Annotated in this window: 17 protein-coding genes; 4 read left to right on the top strand and 13 right to left on the bottom strand. The window is 64.3% G+C overall.

Features of this window, described 5'->3' with window-relative positions; all coding sequences use genetic code 11:
• Positions 1-248: 248 nt before the first annotated feature.
• From ACQR3T_RS07960 to idi, 10 genes are all read right to left on the bottom strand, one after another.
• On the bottom strand, positions 249-722 hold the full coding sequence (locus tag ACQR3T_RS07960; RefSeq protein ID WP_032377953.1) for a bifunctional nuclease family protein: 474 nt from the start codon (positions 720-722) through the stop codon (positions 249-251).
• Between the two features lie 97 nt (positions 723-819).
• Positions 820-1,557, bottom strand: coding sequence for a MerR family transcriptional regulator (locus ACQR3T_RS07965; protein WP_032377954.1), 738 nt, complete (start codon positions 1,555-1,557; stop codon positions 820-822).
• Positions 1,554-2,051, bottom strand: coding sequence for an oxoglutarate dehydrogenase inhibitor Odhl (gene odhI / locus ACQR3T_RS07970; protein WP_032377955.1), 498 nt, complete (start codon positions 2,049-2,051; stop codon positions 1,554-1,556). Before odhI ends, ACQR3T_RS07965 begins: the two co-directional genes overlap by 4 nt.
• Before the next feature lie 212 nt (positions 2,052-2,263).
• Positions 2,264-2,668: a glycine cleavage system protein GcvH gene (gene gcvH, locus ACQR3T_RS07975; protein WP_032377956.1), complete on the bottom strand. Its 405-nt coding sequence runs from the start codon at positions 2,666-2,668 to the stop codon at positions 2,264-2,266.
• 40 nt (positions 2,669-2,708) lie between these two features.
• Positions 2,709-3,458 (bottom strand): DUF881 domain-containing protein, encoded by a 750-nt coding sequence (locus ACQR3T_RS07980; protein WP_428692946.1) that lies wholly within the window; start codon positions 3,456-3,458, stop codon positions 2,709-2,711.
• A 3-nt stretch (positions 3,459-3,461) separates the two neighbouring features.
• Positions 3,462-3,902: a small basic family protein gene (locus ACQR3T_RS07985; RefSeq protein WP_371832100.1), complete on the bottom strand. Its 441-nt coding sequence runs from the start codon at positions 3,900-3,902 to the stop codon at positions 3,462-3,464.
• The gene (locus ACQR3T_RS07990) at positions 3,902-4,753 is read right to left on the bottom strand and encodes a DUF881 domain-containing protein (RefSeq protein WP_428692947.1); all 852 of its coding nucleotides are present in this window, start codon (positions 4,751-4,753) and stop codon (positions 3,902-3,904) included. The genes ACQR3T_RS07985 and ACQR3T_RS07990 overlap by 1 nt, the downstream gene beginning before the upstream one ends.
• A gap of 125 nt (positions 4,754-4,878) precedes the next feature.
• Complete coding sequence (locus ACQR3T_RS07995) at positions 4,879-5,481, bottom strand: CDP-alcohol phosphatidyltransferase family protein (RefSeq protein WP_032403481.1); 603 nt, start codon at positions 5,479-5,481, stop codon at positions 4,879-4,881.
• A gap of 59 nt (positions 5,482-5,540) precedes the next feature.
• A complete protein-coding gene (locus ACQR3T_RS08000; RefSeq protein ID WP_428692948.1) occupies positions 5,541-6,176 on the bottom strand; it encodes an NUDIX hydrolase in 636 nt (211 codons plus the stop codon).
• Between the two features lie 10 nt (positions 6,177-6,186).
• On the bottom strand, positions 6,187-6,810 hold the full coding sequence (gene idi / locus ACQR3T_RS08005; RefSeq protein ID WP_428692949.1) for an isopentenyl-diphosphate Delta-isomerase: 624 nt from the start codon (positions 6,808-6,810) through the stop codon (positions 6,187-6,189).
• Positions 6,811-6,854: 44 nt separating this feature from the next.
• Between idi and ACQR3T_RS08010 the strand changes: the two genes are divergently transcribed.
• The 3 genes from ACQR3T_RS08010 to ACQR3T_RS08020 all read left to right on the top strand — a co-directional run bounded on the left by ACQR3T_RS08010 (position 6,855) and on the right by ACQR3T_RS08020 (position 8,638).
• Positions 6,855-7,019, top strand: a complete 165-nt coding sequence (locus ACQR3T_RS08010) for a hypothetical protein (RefSeq protein ID WP_428692950.1) — start codon at positions 6,855-6,857, stop codon at positions 7,017-7,019.
• A gap of 102 nt (positions 7,020-7,121) precedes the next feature.
• A complete protein-coding gene (locus ACQR3T_RS08015) occupies positions 7,122-7,379 on the top strand; it encodes a hypothetical protein (RefSeq protein WP_032377961.1) in 258 nt (85 codons plus the stop codon).
• Complete coding sequence (locus tag ACQR3T_RS08020; RefSeq protein ID WP_428692951.1) at positions 7,376-8,638, top strand: cupin domain-containing protein; 1,263 nt, start codon at positions 7,376-7,378, stop codon at positions 8,636-8,638. The genes ACQR3T_RS08015 and ACQR3T_RS08020 overlap by 4 nt, the downstream gene beginning before the upstream one ends.
• 6 nt (positions 8,639-8,644) lie before the next feature.
• Here the strand turns inward: ACQR3T_RS08020 and ACQR3T_RS08025 are convergent, their stop codons facing one another.
• Complete coding sequence (locus ACQR3T_RS08025; RefSeq protein ID WP_037173652.1) at positions 8,645-9,406, bottom strand: SDR family NAD(P)-dependent oxidoreductase; 762 nt, start codon at positions 9,404-9,406, stop codon at positions 8,645-8,647.
• 27 nt (positions 9,407-9,433) lie between these two features.
• Complete coding sequence (locus tag ACQR3T_RS08030) at positions 9,434-11,230, bottom strand: acyl-CoA dehydrogenase (protein ID WP_428692952.1); 1,797 nt, start codon at positions 11,228-11,230, stop codon at positions 9,434-9,436.
• Positions 11,231-11,547: 317 nt separating this feature from the next.
• On the opposite strand from ACQR3T_RS08030, the gene car reads away from it, so the two are divergent.
• Positions 11,548-15,075, top strand: a complete 3,528-nt coding sequence (gene car / locus ACQR3T_RS08035; protein WP_428692953.1) for a carboxylic acid reductase — start codon at positions 11,548-11,550, stop codon at positions 15,073-15,075.
• A 41-nt stretch (positions 15,076-15,116) separates the two neighbouring features.
• Here the strand turns inward: car and ACQR3T_RS08040 are convergent, their stop codons facing one another.
• On the bottom strand, positions 15,117-16,706 hold the full coding sequence (locus ACQR3T_RS08040) for a regulator (RefSeq protein ID WP_428692954.1): 1,590 nt from the start codon (positions 16,704-16,706) through the stop codon (positions 15,117-15,119).
• Positions 16,707-16,715: the final 9 nt, after the last annotated feature.

The raw sequence follows: 16,715 nt of genomic DNA on the forward strand, positions 1-16,715 counted from the left end.
TGCGTTCGGATCGAGTCAGTACTGCGATCCGTCCGGGGCACCTGAACGCCTCGGTGTACTCGCGTGAAGTCATACCGTGTACCAGGCCAGAGTACGCCTCGCCAGGTCTGCGAGAGGCGCGAAACTGCACCGAATCCGACCAGCGGCGGCGATGAACTTCACTGGCACGAACGTTATGGGGGCAACCGCGCAGATTCAACGCAACGCGCCGTAAACCTGAACCTAAAGTTGAGGTTGAGACTCTTCTGTTACCCGTCGGTGGCCTTGAAGTCGTCCGGCGACACCGATTCGAGGAACTCTTTGAACTTCTCGACCTCGTCCTCACGCTCGTCGGGCATGATCAAGCCGGCCTCGGCCAACACGGGTTCCTCGGCAAAGATCGGTACCCCGGCTCGCAGTGCAATGGCGACGGAATCCGACGGACGAGCAGAAACTCGGACGTCTTTGTCGAACACGAGATCGGCGTAGAAGGTGCCCTCCTGAAGGTCCACGATGCGCACTTCCTTGAGCTCGCGACCCAACGCCGAGATCAGGTTCTTGACGAGATCGTGGGTGAGCGGTCGGGCAGGCTGGACACCTTGTTGCTCCAAAGCAATTGCAGCAGCCTCGGTTTGACCGATCCAGATCGGCAGGTACCGATCACCATCGGCCTCACGCAGCAGCAGCACGGGCTGATTCTGCGGCTGTTCGACACGAATACCGACCACACGCATCTCACTCATCGTGTCTGCCTCTCACCTCGAGAAATCCGGGCTGCACTTCGCTCGTTCAGCTCGTCGCAGCCGAGTCTATTGGAAGTCGAACCGACGCGAGCGAGCCTTACCGGTCGAGTGCACCGCGCACCGCCGCTTTGACCAGACAGGTGTGCAACGTCAACGACAACGCCGCGAGCTCCCGAATCATTTCTTCCGCGCGATCACGCGCGCCGGCGTCGCGGCCCTTGGCGACCGGTCCGGCAATCTGTGCAACCAGACCGGCCTCGCGGTCCGCCGCGAGTTTGAAGGCACGCAGATGACGCACTTCGAGACCGAACTGCAACATGGCGTGTGCCGTGCGTGCAAGCGTCACGGCTCCGTCGTCGTAGAAACCGGCCTGCCCGGGAGTGATCAACCCGCTCCGCAGCAACTCGGTCAGGAACGCGTCGTCGATACCGGCCTGCGCCAGAAGATCTGCTTTGCTGATCCGCACCTCTCGGTCCGGCAAGAACTCCTCGGGCGACACCTCGCCCGCGGCGAGCGTCAGAGACCGCGGCCGTTTGACCGATGCGTCGGCTCGCTCGACAGTCGCAACACCGTGATCGATAGCTTCGAGTTGCTCCTTGATCACCTTGAGCGGCAGGTACTGGTCACGCTGGGCGGTCAGAACGAATCGGAGCCGTTCGCAGTCTGCAATGGAAAACCGCCGGTATCCCGACGGCGTACGTTCCGGAGAGATCAGACCCTCGGCTTCGAGAAATCTGATCTTCGAGATCGTCACATCCGGAAAGTCGGGCCGAAGTCGATCGAGGACGGAGCCAATCGACATCCCCCCGTTGGACTGCTGCCCGACGGCGGTCACTGGCTTCCTGCACCCGCAGACGCGTCGCCGACCTGAGATCCGTTGCCGCCCCGCGGCCCGGTCAGGAACACCAACCGGAACTTACCGATCTGCACCTCGTCGCCGTTGGCCAGAACTGCGGAGTCGACCGGCTCCCGGTTGACGTAGGTGCCGTTGAGGCTGCCGACGTCGACGACCTGGAAGTCGTCCTCGTCCTGCCGGAACTCGGCGTGCCGACGACTGACTGTGACGTCGTCCAGGAAGATGTCGCTGTCGGGATGCCGTCCGGCGGAGGTGGTCGGCTGGTCGAGCAGAAACCGCGATCCGGCATTGGGGCCGCGCTTGACGACGAGCAGAGCGGCACCGACAGGCAGCCCCTCGACACCCGAGACCGGAGCTTCGGTGCTCTGGGCGGCCGCGGAGTTGTCCAGCTCCTGGAGGAAATCTGCACGGAAGACCGAGGTGGTCTCTGCCGGCGACTCCCCGTAGTTGCTGTCGTTGTCGTTCTGGCTCACCGTTACTCCTTCTCAGTCCGTTCACCCGGGCAGTAGACGCCGCGGGTAACGCAGTACATGGTCTTCACATCTGGTATTGCGTTGCGCCTGGTTCTATTTACGTCTGTACAGCTTGCTGGACCTTCGCCCCGACAGGGTATTCGCTCGGTGTCGACCGTACCCTGCGCAGTGTGGACCGTGTGGCCGGTTGGCAGGTGTCGACAGCCGGCCGATCACTCGGCCGTGATGAGAGCATATCCGGCAGCGTCGAGCATCTGCGCCAGTGCCGCGTCCAACTCCTCCGGCGACGAAACCTCCAGGTCGATCAGCCAGCCCCCTGTGTACGGTCCCGAATTCACCTTCTCCGGTTCGCCGTCCAAATCCTGGTTCACGCCAATCACTTTCGCAGTCAAGGGGCTGAACACGTCGGACACACTCTTGGTCGACTCGACTTCTCCGAGAGACTCACCCGCGGTGACGGTGTCGCCGACAGCCGGAAGCTGAACGAACACCACGTCCCCCAGCTGAGACTGCGCGAAATCGGTGATACCGATTCGCACTGCCGCCGGGCCCGTGCGCTGCACCCACTCGTGCTCGGGCGTGTAGTACAGATCAGCTGGTGTGTCGATGTCGCTCAACGCGGCATTCCCTTCGATCGTGGCCCGGGCGGTCGGGCAGTCAGTTACCTGGCTGAGCGTATTGACGCGGGCGCGGATCCCGCAAGGCGGACACCGTGACCTGGTCCGACTGCGTGATGTTCGAGGACGCCCCGTTGCGCGTGACGGTGTCCACCACGCCCCCGGGGATGTTCAGCGCCGACGCCAACGTGGGCGAGTCTCCGATTGCCGTGAACGTGTACGGGGCTCGCAGTTCGCGGCCGTCGACCACCACTCGACCGGCAGGCCCCGCGATCCACGAATCGACGCCGATGCGGACGGCACTACCGCCACCCTCGATCTGGAGTGCCTCGGCACCGGCAGCACGCAACTCCTGCATGGCGTCGAGCAACACCTCGGACCCGACGCCCGAATTCGGGTCGTCGACGACCAAGGTCACGCCCGGGCCCTGGGCAGCAACCGTACCGACTTGAATCGACAACGCGGACAATCGTTCCTGCGCCTCTGCCACTGCCGCCTCCGATCCCGAGCCGGACTGGCGCAGAGTCGCCAACGTGGCCTGCAGTGTGCTGATCTCGTCGCGAATCGACGCCTCGCGCCGGGTGAGGGTGTCCAGCACGACCAACAGGTCCTCCGGCCGGGAATTCTCCAGATTGTCGGAGGTACTCGTCTCTCGCACCTGCGTGGCGAGACCGATTCCGAGGACGCACAGCAGGGCGAGCGCAAGAATGCCGAACGCCGTTCCGCGCCTGCGTCGATCTGTATCGAGGGCTCGAGCGCGCCAGCCGTGCCGCCCGGTTCGTGCCGTCATCTCCTAAGCACCGAACAGACGGCGGCGCAACGCCGCCGCATTGCCGAAGATACGAATTCCCAGAACGACGACGATGGCAGTGGACAGCTGGGTTCCCACACCGAGCTGATCACCGAGCCACACGATCAGGGCGGCGACGAGGACGTTGAAGACGAACGAGACGACGAATACCTTGGCGTCGAAGATTCCGTCGAGAAACGCACGCAGACCACCGAATACCGCATCGATCGCAGCGACGACGGCGATCGGCAGATAAGGCGCGACGACGGCAGGCACCTGTGGTCCGGCAACCGTACCGATGACCACTCCAGCGATCAGGGCAGCAAGAGCGGCAATGGCGTATGCCCCGTGAGTGGTGGTGATCGGGGTGTCCACAGTTGTGTCGGCGCCGGTTGCCTCGCCGTCCTGCTCGACCGGTACGGCCTTCGTCGGGTCGTGCTCCATCATCGTGGGCCTGCCTCCTCTGCCTCGAACGACTCTCTCACAGCGGCTGGACCGAGTTCGAGATCATCGGCAGGGCGCACCGAGAACCCGACGCCGTACAACTGCGCAACAGTGCTCATTCGGAGATACGCGTCGCTGACGACGAATTGGACTTGGATACGTTGCGGGGGTCCGATCGCCTGAATGTCATACGGCGAGTCGATCGGGCGGTTGTCCAGCAACATGGCCCCTCCGGCCTGCCTGATGGTCACGTTCGGGCCGACTCGAACGCCGTCCACGGACACCGCCTCGGCACCGCTGGCCCACAGCGAGTTGACAATTGCGGCGATATCTCGATCGAGGACTGCAGCGCCCGAACCCGTGCGAGCCGACGAACCGCTCGCACCTGTCGGCTCCGTGACGACCACGGACAGTCCCGGACCCGAGACCGTGTCGATACCCGCCGCGGATTCGACGGCACTCAATCGGTCCAGCAGCGCGCTGCCCGCGGCGTCGGACTGCAGGGCTCGATCGCGTTCGGTCGACACCTGCTCGGCCAGTTCGTCTCTCGTCGATTCCAGGTCGGCGCTTCGGCCCTGGGCAGCTCGGACGGCTGCCGACGCATCGGCACCTGCGCGATCGACCTCGGCAGCACCGGATGCCAACTGGGAGAGAGCGACACCGAATATCAGACCCACCACGACGGCACCGGTCAGCAACCACAAGGCAGCAGGTACTCGCGGCTTACGTGTGTGTTGCGCTGTGCGTTCGGCTGCCGCGGCTGCGTATCCCGGATCGAGGTGGTCGGTCAGCAACGAGGTCAGCAGCGACGGGACAGGATTCCTCCTGACCCGAGCCCCTGACCGTTCCACAGGCTCCACTCCTGACCCCGGTCGTTCCGCAGGCTCCACTCCTGACCCCGGTCGTTCCGCAGGCTCCACTCCTGACCCCGGTCGTTCCGCAGGCTCCACTCCTGCCGGTTCCGCACGCTCCACCGTCAGGTGCCGGCCACGGTCGGATCGACTGCCCTGGCGACCGCGATGGCCTTACCGAGATACAGCAGACCGGTCCAGGTGTACAGCGCGGTGCCCCAGATGAGCAGGGCGTACCCGAGTGGTCCTGCCGCGTCGGCCACCGAACTGGTGCCTGCGGAGACCAGCAGCACCGGTAGCGCGATCATGACGACGAAGGTAGCGGCCTTGCCGAGGTAGATGACGTCCGGAGGAGGTAGAGATCGACGTCGATAGACGAACATCGTCAATCCGAGCACGGCATCTCGCCCGATCAGTATCGCTGCCACCCACCACGGAATGATGCCGCGCAGAACGAAGGCGACGAGGGTACTGACGACGTAGAGCCGGTCGACCAACGGATCGAGTACGGCACCCAACTTCGATGCCTGTCCGAGCATGCGAGCGAGTTTGCCGTCCAGCCAATCGGTTCCGCCGCTGACGAGCAGAATGACCAGTGCCCACCCGTCCGCTTCCGGGCCGAGCAGCAGATACAGGAACAGCGGAACGCCGGCGAGCCGGATGGCGCTGAGCAGGTTCGGAACGGTCGCAATGCGATCGGATACCTCGAGCTCACGGTTGTCCGTCACCGACGATCACCTCCTGTCGTTTCTGCTCGTCGTGCGTTCGGGCAGCGTCCTCGGCCACGTTAGCGCCACGCGAACACGGGCTGCTCGAAGTCCGCGACTCTGGTGTGTCGACCGTGCATCGCCACCTCGCGAAACTGATGGACGATCGCGCCGGTCGGAGCATGGATGGATCCGGTTCGGTACGGCCATCGAATCACCGGGCGGGACGATTCGGGAATCGATACGAACTGCGCGTCGACGTCGAGTTCGTCGACGGTCACCTCGAACACCTCGGATACCTCGTCCTCGTTGGGACGCAACGTGGACGAGTAGTCGCCAACCCACACGACGAACGGGGTGATGACGTAGCCGGAGCGGGTGACGTAGTCGTCCAGCCTCCCGAGCACGTCGGCCGATCCAGCACTGATGCCCAGCTCCTCGTGCAATTCCCGCAGGCACGCCTGCATGGCGGATTCACCTGGATCCACGCCGCCGCCCGGCAGGGCGTACTGGCCCGGGTGCGCGCGCAATCGAGTCGGCCGCTTCGTCAGCAGCATGCGCCGGTCCCCCGGCGCTCCGCCGAGAGCGACGGCCACCGCAGCGGCGCGCAGGCCGTCGGCTTCGGCGGTGCGGTGGGTGAAACGTGCGAGTTCGCGCGCAACGGAATGCCGATCGAGCAGGTCCTCGGCCGACTCCGCGGAAGTATCGTCACTCACAGCACGAACACTAGAGCCCCGGCGATGTCGGCGGGCGATGTCGGCGGGCGGCGGGCGGAAGCAGGTCGTCGGCGGCAACCGGCCAGCCGAGCGGGTCGTCGGCAAGAATCGTCAATTGTTCCACCTGTGTTCGACACCAGGGTGATACGTCGACGGTTCCGTCGAGCACGCCGGCAGAGAATTCCGACCACGACACCCACCGGGTCTCGTCCACCTCGAGTGGGTCGGGGTCGAGCGTCGCGCTCTTGTCCACCCGCACGCGGTACACGGGACAGATCTCGTTCTCCACGATGCCGTTGTCCATGACGGCCCGGTATCGAAAGTGCGGGAGAACCAGTTCGGCCGAGCGTGCGCGGAGCCCCAACTCTTCGCCGATCCGTCGCAGCACCGCATCGGCGAGGTCTTCGCCGGGGGCAGGGTGACCACAACACGTGTTGGTCAGCACGCCGGGCCAGGTCGTCTTGCTCGACGCTCGCCGCGTGAGCAGTACCGCACCGTCCGATCCGACCACATAGCTGGAGAACGCCAGATGCAGCGGCGTCTGCAGCGTGTGCACCGTCGTCTTGTCCTGTGTGCCGACGGCGCGGCCTTCGTCGTCGAGCAGCACCACGTGCTGCGCCGGTGATCGATCCATCGTTCCATGGTCCCACGGTCGAATTCCCGGTCTACTGTCGAACCATGGGACGCACAGAGAACGCCGGCGACGAGACACCGACCGACAACAAGAAATCGAGCACATCGGATTCGCCGAAGGGTGGGCGACCCGGACCCGCGGACGGCGGGGGCGGCGGTGGGATGGCGACACGTGAGAATGCGCCCGAGATCGCCGAGGACTCCGACTGAAAATTCCACATCACTGCTGTTTGAAAAACTTGGTTCGCGTCAATACCCCCGATGTTCTCGCGCCGCGCGGGCACACGAACCTCCACGACCGGAAGGATATCGATGAGCATCAACGACGACGACATCACCACCACGGGCGGAGCCGCAGGCGAAGGGCCTGCTGACGGCGGATCCAACCCGGGCGGTCACGACGGCGGAGCAGACGGCAACGCCGGAGCAGGCGAGGGCCCGGCCGACGGCGGATCGAACCCCGACGGCCATGACGGCGGAGCAGACGGCCCCGCCGGAGCAGGCGAAGGCCCGGCCGACGGCGGATCCAACCCCAACGGGCACGACGGCGGTGCGGACGGCACCGCTTGAGCACTGAGCTGAGCGGCGAGCGCGGATCGGGTCACCGGTCCGCGCTCCGTCGTCTAACCGGTATCGACCTGGGGACGTTCGCAGATCGGTTCTGGGGCGTTGCTCCCAAGCTGACCAGATCCGTCGATCTCTCGGACTCGTTCGACGATCTGATGACGCTCGATGCGGTCGACGAGTTGATCTCCGAACGCGGAGTACGCACTCCGTTCGTGCGAATGGCCAAAGACGGTCGGCTGCTGGACAAGTCGCAGTTCACCGCGTCCGGCGGTTTCGGTGCCGAGGTCACCGACCAGGTCGACTCCGCAGCGGTGCTGGCGGCCTTCGCGGCCGGAAATACGCTGGTACTTCAGGGCCTGCATCGACTGTGGCCCCCGCTGATTCATTTCGTCGGGGACCTCGTTCGCGAGCTGGGCCATCCGGTGCAGGTCAATTCGTATGTCACACCGGCTGCGTCACAAGGCTTTTCACCGCACTACGACGTGCACGATGTGTTCGTCGTGCAGATCGCAGGCACCAAGCGGTGGAGCATTCACTCGCCGGTGCACGTGCATCCACTCAACAATCAACCGTGGTCGGACCGACGGTCGGCCGTCGAAGACCACGCATCGAACACTCCCGAACTGGACATCGTCCTCGAGCCCGGCGACGTGCTCTACCTGCCGCGCGGGTGGATCCACTCGGCGCAAGCGCTCGGCGACACCACCGTGCACCTGACCATCGGCGTCGCGTCGTACAACGACTACGACCTCGCCCACCACGTGCTGAAAGCGCTCGGCGACGTCGAGAGTCTGCGTGCTCCCCTCCCCGCCGGCCTCGACCACTCCGACCCGGATGCCATCGTTCCGCACGTACACCGAGTTGTCGACGCGATGCGCGCCGCGCTCGACGAGATCGACCGAGACCCCGACGCAGTACGCCGACTCGCCGAACGCGTCGCAGATCGTCACGACGACCTCGTCCGACCGGAACCGGTGCGCCCACTGGCGAGCGTCGCCGCGATGGGTGCGTTACGGGGCGAGGATTCGATTCGATTGCGGCCCGGCATCTTCGCGCGGATCGCGCACACGAAGGACGGCGTCTCGATGGTGCTTCGGAACAAAACGGTCACGCTGCCGTCTCAATGCGCCGACGCGATCGAGAGCCTGATGAAGGGCGCTCCGTGCCGCCTCGATTCGCTGCCGGGCCTCGACCTCGACGATGGGCTGGTGGTTGCGCGCAGACTCATCCGCGAGGGAATTGCAGTGACGACAGCGCCGTAGCAGCCGTCAGGTGATCGTGACTCCACCGTCGACCGCGATGGTCTGACCCGTCACGTATCCCCCGGCGTCGGAGGCGAGCCAGATCGCGGTAGCGGCCAGTTCCTCGGGGTCACCCTTGCGGCCCAGGATCATTCGAGGAGCCATCGAATCGAGGTACCCGGGCTGGTAGGAGTCGGTCATCTCGCTCTGGAAGAAGCCCGGCGCAATCGCGTTGACCCTGATCCCCTTTCGCGCGCCCCACTGCTGCGCGAGGTCGCGGGTGAGCCCGACGATGGCGGCCTTGCTTGCGCTGTACGCGGCCTGCGGTAGGCCCGCAGTGGTCAGCCCGAGCACGCTGGAGATGTTCACGATCGAACTGCCTGGTGCCATTACCCGTCCGCACGCCTGGGCTGCCCAGTAGGACCCGTTCAGGTTGATGTCGATCACCGAGCGAAACTGCTCGGGAGTCTCGCGAGTCGCCGGGAAGGCTGTGCCGACTCCAGCGTTGTTGATCAGCACGTCCACCTTGCCGAACTCTGCCACTGCGGCCTCGACCATCGCGGTGCACTGGTCGGGATCGACCACATCGGTTGCGACGGAGATCGAACGTCCTCCGACACTGTCGATCAGCTTCGCGGTCTGCGCCAACTTGTCCACGCGGCGTGCGGCGAGCACGACGTCCGCCCCGGCCTCGGCCGCTGCTTTCGCGAAGGCAACACCCAGGCCGGAGGATGCGCCGGTGACGATGACGACTCGACCGTCGAGGCGGAATTTGTCCAAGATCGACATGTACGTGAATCTCCTTGTAGGTCGTGGTCAGAACCAGGCGGGTGACATATCGAGGGTGGTGCGGTCCAGTCGCGCCAGCAGATCGAGCTGAACCGTCACCTTCGGCAACTCGTAGACGTAGAAGTACTGCGCTGCAGAACGCTTTCCGTCGTAGAAGTCTCCGGACTTCGCGCCGACGGCCAGTAGCTGTTCGAGCCACATCCAGGCGATGACGATGTGCCCCATGGCTTCGAGGTAGGCAGTGGAGTTCGCCAAAGCCAGAGCTGCGTCACCGGTCCCCCATACTGCCGCGGTGACCTCGACGATTCTCGCGAATTGGATCTGCAGTTCCGCGCCGAAGGTGGCAGCGTCACCGCCGGCAGCGTCAGCCCGCGCGACCGTCTCCGAGACCTGCTCGCCGAGTAGCGCCAATCCCGCGCCGCCCTGCATCACGACCTTGCGCCCCAGCAGGTCCAACCCCTGAATACCGTGCGTGCCTTCGTGAATCGGATTGAGCCGGTTGTCACGGTAGTGCTGTTCGACGTCGTAGTCGCGTGTGTATCCGTAGCCGCCGTGCACCTGGATGGCCAAGCTGTTGGCCTCGAGGCACCACTGTGACGGCCAGCTCTTGGCGATGGGAGTCAGGACGTCGAGCAACAGGGTCGAGCGCGCCGCTTCGGCGTCGTCGGACGCCGAGTCCTGAAGGTCGACCAGACGTGAGCAGTAGAGTCCGAGCGCGAGCGCACCTTCGACATAGGACTTCTGGGCCAACAACATTCGGCGAACATCGGCATGTTCGATCAGTGCGACCGGAGGTGCTGCTGGATCCTTTGCGCCGAGCGGCCGCCCCTGGGTGCGCGTCTTCGCGTACTCGACCGACTTCAGATAGCCGACGTACCCGAGCGCGATGGCCAGGAACCCGACCCCGATACGGGCCTCGTTCATCATGTGGAACATGTACGACAGTCCGCGGTTCTCCTCGGCGACCAGGAAACCGACTGCACCGGGTTGCCCTGCGGGAGAATGGGTTCCGTCGCCGAACGCCAGCAGGGTATTGGTGGTGCCGCGGTTGCCCATCTTGTGATTGAGGCCGGTCAACACGATGTCGTTGCGCTCGCCGGCACCGCCGTCGCCGTTCGGGAGGAATTTGGGCACGATGAACAGCGAGATCCCCTTGACACCGGGAGGACCTCCCGGTGTCTTCGCGAGCACCAGGTGGACGATGTTCTCGGTCAGTTCGTGATCGCCGCCGGAGATCCACATCTTGGTACCGGTGATACGAAAGCTGCCGTCGTCCTGCGGTACCGCCTTGGTCGTGATGTCCGCCAGCGATGACCCGGCCTGTGGCTCCGACAGGCACATCGTTCCGAACCACCGACCGTCGAGCATGGGCCGCACGTAATCACGTACCTGATCCGGCGTGCCGTACGTCGCAATCAAATTGGCGTTGGCCATGGTGAGGAACGGGTAGGAGGAGGTCCCGGCGTTGGCAGCCTGGAAGAATGCCATCGCGGCCCGAGAGACCGTCGCAGGCAGCTGCATCCCGCCGATCGACTCGTCGAACTGCCCGGCGATCAGACCTGCCGAGGCATACACGTCGAGTGCTTCCTTGACCTCGGGGATCAGCTTCACCGAGCCGTCCGGATGCATGGTCGGTTCGTGAGTGTCGGCCTTCTTGTTGTGCGGCGCGAAATGTTTGCGGGCGATATCTGCGCTGAGGTCGAGTACTGCATCGAAGGTCTCGCGCGAGTGTTCGGCGAAGCGGGGACGAGTGGTCAGGCCGGCCACGTCCAACCACTCGTACAGCAGAAAATCCAGGTCGCGCCGCGAGAGGACGTCCGACATTCACTTCTCCGATCGCGAGGGGTGACACGCGCGCACGATGGTGACGAGCACTGTGACGCACATGACTGTGGATTCACCATACAAGTCGCGATCTCCGGCGTTCACCGAGTACCCACGCGATCTGTCACCGCCGATCCGCGTTCGCCATCCGGGCTCCAAAAACGCAGCCAGCCAGACTTTTACGACTTACCGGACTATGAGGAGCGTCACGATTGGTGTAGACCTCGACGGCATATACTTACCTTTGATAACGATATGAAGCGGACAATTGCGAGGCGCTCCGGACAACCGGTGCGTGTCGTCGGAGGGAGTCGAGCATGACGCACACACTGGCCGTCGACAGCCGACAGGATCGAGAGAGCAGGCAACGCAGTCGATTCCAGGAGCTGCACGAGTCCGACCAGGAGTTTCGAGCCGCCGAACCGGAGAGCTCGGTGGCGGACGCCGCCCAGGAGTTGTCGCCCAACCTCGCCCGCGTGGTTGCCGAGATCATGACGCGCTACTCGGATCGACCGGCCCTGGGTAGTCGGGCTCGCGACATCGCCCGAGTCGACGACGCAAACACCCTTCGCCTGCTCCCGCGCTTCGATACCGTCACCTACGGGCAAGCCTGGAAGGATGCCGGTGCACTGGCCTCGGCTCTGACTCACGACTCGTTCGGAATCGCTCCCGGTGACTTCTTCGCAACCCTGGGTTTTGCGAGTGCCGACTATGTCATCGCGGAATTGGCCACGATCCGACTCGGCGCAATCGCCGTTCCGTTGCAGGCCGGTGCCTCCGCGGGCCAGCTCTCGGCCATCGCCGACGAAGTCGAACCCGTCGTCCTCGCAGCCGATGTCGACAATCTGTCCGTCGCGGTCCAGGTTGCCACGCAGTGCCGGTCCATTCGGCGAATCGTCGTCCTCGACTACGACGCCGCCATCGACGTGCACACACGGATCATGAAGTCCGCGCACAACGATGCCGAACAGGTCGGGGTCGTCATCCGGCCCCTCACCGAGCTGGTTCGCGACGGCGAGAAACTACCGGAGGTTCCGCTACCCGATGCCGAAGATCCCGACCGACTCGCGACACTGATCTACACCTCCGGCAGCACCGGAACTCCCAAAGGGGCGATGCACACCGAACGAATCGTCTGCGGAGCCTGGACCGGAGCCTGGCACCACACCGGAGCTTCCTCCGAATCCGTTGACCGGCCTGCTTTCCCCGTGATCACACTCGACTATCTTCCGATGAGTCACCTGGCCGGCCGTGGCCTCGTGTTCTCGGCGCTCGCTGCCGGCGGGACGGTGCACTTCGCCGGTGCCAGCGACCTGTCCACACTGTTCGAGGACTTCGCGCTCGCTCGGCCCACGATGGCACTGTTGATCCCCCGAGTGTGCGAAATGATTCGACACAACGTTCTCGCCGAGATCGACCGAGAGGTCGAGCGCTCCACTGTGGGAGACGAAGTGGCCATACGGCGAGAGGTTCTGGAGCGCTACCGGAACGGGCAATTCGGCGGACGCATCCTGGCGGCGATGGTCGGCACTGCACCGATCGCGACCGAGGTCAAGGATTTCATCACCGAGCTGCTCGATATCCAGGTCCGCGACAACTACGGCTCCACCGAAGCCGGAATGGTGCTGCACGACGGCGTCATCGCGCGCCCCCCGGTGATCGAGTACAAACTCGACGACGTACCCGAGCTCGGCTACTTCTCCGCCGACACACCGCATCCGCGCGGCGAACTCCTACTCAAGACGTCGTCCATCATTCCCGGGTACTACAAGCGCCCGGACGTCACCGCGGACGTGTTCGATTCCGAGGGCTTCTATCGCACCGGAGACGTCGTCGCCGAGATCGAGCCGGACCGACTTGCCTACGTCGACCGCCGCAAGAACGTTCTCAAACTGGCCCAGGGTGAGTTCGTGGCCCTGGCCCGTCTCGAGGCAGTGTTCGGTACCAGCGAACTCGTCGACCAGATATTCCTCTACGGCAACAGCCAACGCGCATATCTCCTGGCCGTCGTCGTCCCGGCTCGGCCGGATACGACCACAGCCTCGATCATCGAGTCACTGCAAGAAATCGCTCGTACGGAATCGCTGAACTCGTACGAAATTCCGCGCGACGTGACGATCGAGCACCAGCCGTTCACGCAGGACAACGGGCTGCTCTCCGGTGCCGGGAAGCAACTACGGCCGAAACTCGTCGAACGCTACGGCGCCGATCTCGAGCGTCGCTACGCAGAACTCGAGTCGGGTCAGAACGAACGCCTACGCGAGCTTCGACGCAGCGGTGCCGACGCCCCGGTGCTGACCACCGTCGGCGATGCGGCACAGGCACTGCTGGGATGCGACGGATCCGACGTCCGACCCGACGCCCATTTCAGTGATCTCGGTGGAGACTCGTTGTCGGCGTTGACGTTCTCGACGCTCCTGCGGGACATCTACGGAGTGGACGTCCCGGTGGGAGTGATCACCGGGCCGGCCATGGATCTGTCTGCCTTGGCCGACTACATCACCTCGGCCCGGGACAACGATTCCGACACAGCAACCTTCGCCTCGGTGCACGGACGCGACGCCACGGTTGCGCACGCCTCCGACCTGCGCCTGTCTGCCTTCCTGGACGAGACGCTCCTCGATACTGCTCATCATGTTTCGGGCCCTCGCACCCGAACCGAAACGGTGTTGCTGACCGGTGCCAACGGATACCTCGGCCGCTTCCTCTGCCTGGAATGGCTCGAGCGTATGGCCGAGGTCGGCGGAACTGTGGTGTGCTTGGTTCGCGGACGCTCCGATTCCGACGCGCGTTCCCGACTCGATGCAGCGTTCGACAGTGGAGACGCAGAGCTGTCCGCTCACTACCGAGCTCTGGCAGACTCTGCCCTCGAGGTCGTGGCAGGAGATCTCGGCACGCCTCGATTCGGCTTGGACCACGACCAGTTCGCGGCTCTGGCCGAGCGGATCGATCGCATCGTTCACCCCGCTGCGCTGGTCAACCACGCTCTTCCGTACGAGCACCTGTTCGGTCCCAATGTCGTCGGTACGGCCGAGGTGATCCGGCTCGCGCTGACCGACCACGTCAAGCCGGTGACCTACCTGTCGACGGTCGCCGTCGCTGTGGGCGTCGACAATTTCCGGGAGAACGGCGACATCCGCACCGACAGTCCTGCGCGGGCTGTCGACGATTCGTACGCCAACGGCTATGGCAACTCCAAGTGGGCCGGCGAAGTGTTGTTGCGCAACGCATTCGACGAATTCGGTCTGCCGGTGTCGGTCTTTCGCTCCGATATGATCCTCGCGCACAGCAGGTGGTCGGGCCAGCTCAACGTACCGGATGTATTCACGCGTCTGATCCTCTCGGTCGTGGCAACCGGACTGGCTCCTCGGACGTTCTACGCCACGGGAACCGGTGCGCCGACGGACGAAAATGGGCGTCCCCTAGCCCATTACGACGGGCTTCCCGCCGATTTCAGCGCCGGTGCCATCACAACGATTGCGGGTGCCGACGTCTCGGGTTACCGAACCTTCGACATTCTCAACCCACACGACGACAACATCTCGCTGGACACGTTCGTCGATTGGATCCGTGAGGCGGGTCGCGACATCGAGGTCGTCGACGACTACGACGAATGGTTCGAGCGTTTCAGCGCTGCAGTCGAGGCTCTTCCGGAGAAGCAGCGCTCACACTCCCTGCTGCCTTTGATTCAGTCGTACGCACACCCGCAGCAGCCGTCGTCGGGTGCGATGTTGCCGGCGGACGAGTTCGCTGCGGCGGTCGGGAAGATTCCACACCTCGGGCGTGGACTGATCGAGAAGTATCTGTCCGATCTCGTGGCCCTCGGACTCGTCGGCGAGCGCTGAAGCATCTCCCGATGCGGGCCGAGCGGCCCGCATCGGGAGCACTACTCCCCTGGCTCACCGACTGGTTGCGGCTCGTCCGTCCGCTTCGTGCCGGGAATCAGCCGCGAGTACGCCAAACACACCAGCCCGAAGAACAGGTAGCCCAGGGCCACTTGGGGATTGGCGGCCCATCCCACCTCGTGTGAGTGGATCAAGCCGACCCACGACAATGCCGCGGCAACCCCGCCTGCTGCACCAGCGGCAACAAATCGTTTGTCCAGAACGAACGTGACGATGGTGCCCAACATCAGTCCGGCGAGCACCGCGCCCGACCCGAACGTCTCGAGCCCCTCGTACACGACGCCCGCCTGGCCGAGCGCCTCGTCACCGACCTCCGTCGCCGATGTACCGGCAGCACTGAGTGCATTGTCGATCAACCCCACTGCCCATTCCGCCAGGTTCGGTAGTAACGCGACCACCACAGCGATGGCGTGGAGCTTCGGCACCGATTGGAACGCCTGAGCACCGATCAGCAAGCCGATGTACAGCAGAATCGGGACGATCGCTGGAATCGGCAGCAGCGTTGCCAGTAATCCGAAGAGCCCGAGGAAACACATGAGTCCGATCGCGATGCCCGACGCGAGCGAATACCCGGTTCGGCCGCCCGCGTCCTTCCAGCCGGGGTGGCCGATGTACACCGCAGGAGGGAACGGCGAGCCGAAGGCCGAGCCGACGATCGCACCGAATCCGTCGGCGAGCAGCACACTGCGGAGGTTGTAGTTGTCTCCCGCGGCGGATGCGCTTTCGACGTTGCTCATCGCCTCGGTGAAGTTGTAGACCCCCAACGGAATTGCGGTAGCGAGCAGAGGGGCCAGATTACCAAGACCGTCGAGAAGGAGATCGAGGCGCAGATCGGGTAAGCCGAGTGCGATGTTGCTCGCTGCCTCGGTCACGTCCGGCACCGACATGTATCCGCCGATCCAGCCGATCGCTGTACCTACCAGAAGCGCTGCGAGACCGACCGGGATGTTGCCGGGCAGCTTCACGTCCGTGAAGAAGCCGATCAGAATGATTGCGAGAACGGGCAATCCGATCCAGGCTGCCTCCCACATCTGAGCGGCCGGACGCATGGCGATGAACGTGATGGAGATGCCGGCAAGGGTGCCCAGCATGGCAGCGCGCGGGGTGATCCTTCGAATGTACGGCCCGACGAATGCGCCGATCATGACGATGATGCCGATCATGAACGCCCAGGCCAACCCCGCTGCCCACGCCTGCAGCGCGTCGCCCGTTGCCAGATAGACCGGCAACATGACCACGAACACCACGATGAACATGTGCGGAACGCTCGGCCCGTAGGGCAGCGCCGTCACGTCGGTTCGGTTCTCGCGCTTGGCCAATCGACGGGCGAGAACCATGTAGTACAGGTTTCCCAGAATCAATGCGATACCGAGGGCGGGGAGCAGGGTCCCGAGGACGTCACTCGACGGAATCCCGACCACGGCGATACTGAGTGTCGTCAGAGTGAGCACATTGACGAGGATGTTGAAACCGAGTCCGAAGAACGCGTTGGTGTCTCCCTTGGTCCACCACGAAAGAGCGAACGGAGACGACGGGTCGGCAGCGGGTGAATCTTTGACGTCCATGGTCATGTCCGAGGT

This window comes from Rhodococcus sp. IEGM1428, from assembly GCF_050321865.1.
GTDB lineage: Bacteria > Actinomycetota > Actinomycetes > Mycobacteriales > Mycobacteriaceae > Rhodococcoides.

Coding starts and splice junctions, on each gene's coding strand:
- ACQR3T_RS08030 (WP_428692952.1), bottom strand. CDS start 11,230: ATGTCGGACGTCCTCTCGCGGCGCGACCTGGATTTTCTGCTGTACGAG.
- ACQR3T_RS08025 (WP_037173652.1), bottom strand. CDS start 9,406: ATGTCGATCTTGGACAAATTCCGCCTCGACGGTCGAGTCGTCATCGTC.
- ACQR3T_RS07960 (WP_032377953.1), bottom strand. CDS start 722: ATGAGTGAGATGCGTGTGGTCGGTATTCGTGTCGAACAGCCGCAGAAT.
- ACQR3T_RS07980 (WP_428692946.1), bottom strand. CDS start 3,458: ATGACGGCACGAACCGGGCGGCACGGCTGGCGCGCTCGAGCCCTCGAT.
- car (WP_428692953.1), top strand. CDS start 11,548: ATGACGCACACACTGGCCGTCGACAGCCGACAGGATCGAGAGAGCAGG.
- ACQR3T_RS07985 (WP_371832100.1), bottom strand. CDS start 3,902: ATGGAGCACGACCCGACGAAGGCCGTACCGGTCGAGCAGGACGGCGAG.
- ACQR3T_RS08040 (WP_428692954.1), bottom strand. CDS start 16,706: ATGACCATGGACGTCAAAGATTCACCCGCTGCCGACCCGTCGTCTCCG.
- ACQR3T_RS08010 (WP_428692950.1), top strand. CDS start 6,855: ATGGGACGCACAGAGAACGCCGGCGACGAGACACCGACCGACAACAAG.
- ACQR3T_RS08015 (WP_032377961.1), top strand. CDS start 7,122: ATGAGCATCAACGACGACGACATCACCACCACGGGCGGAGCCGCAGGC.
- idi (WP_428692949.1), bottom strand. CDS start 6,810: ATGGATCGATCACCGGCGCAGCACGTGGTGCTGCTCGACGACGAAGGC.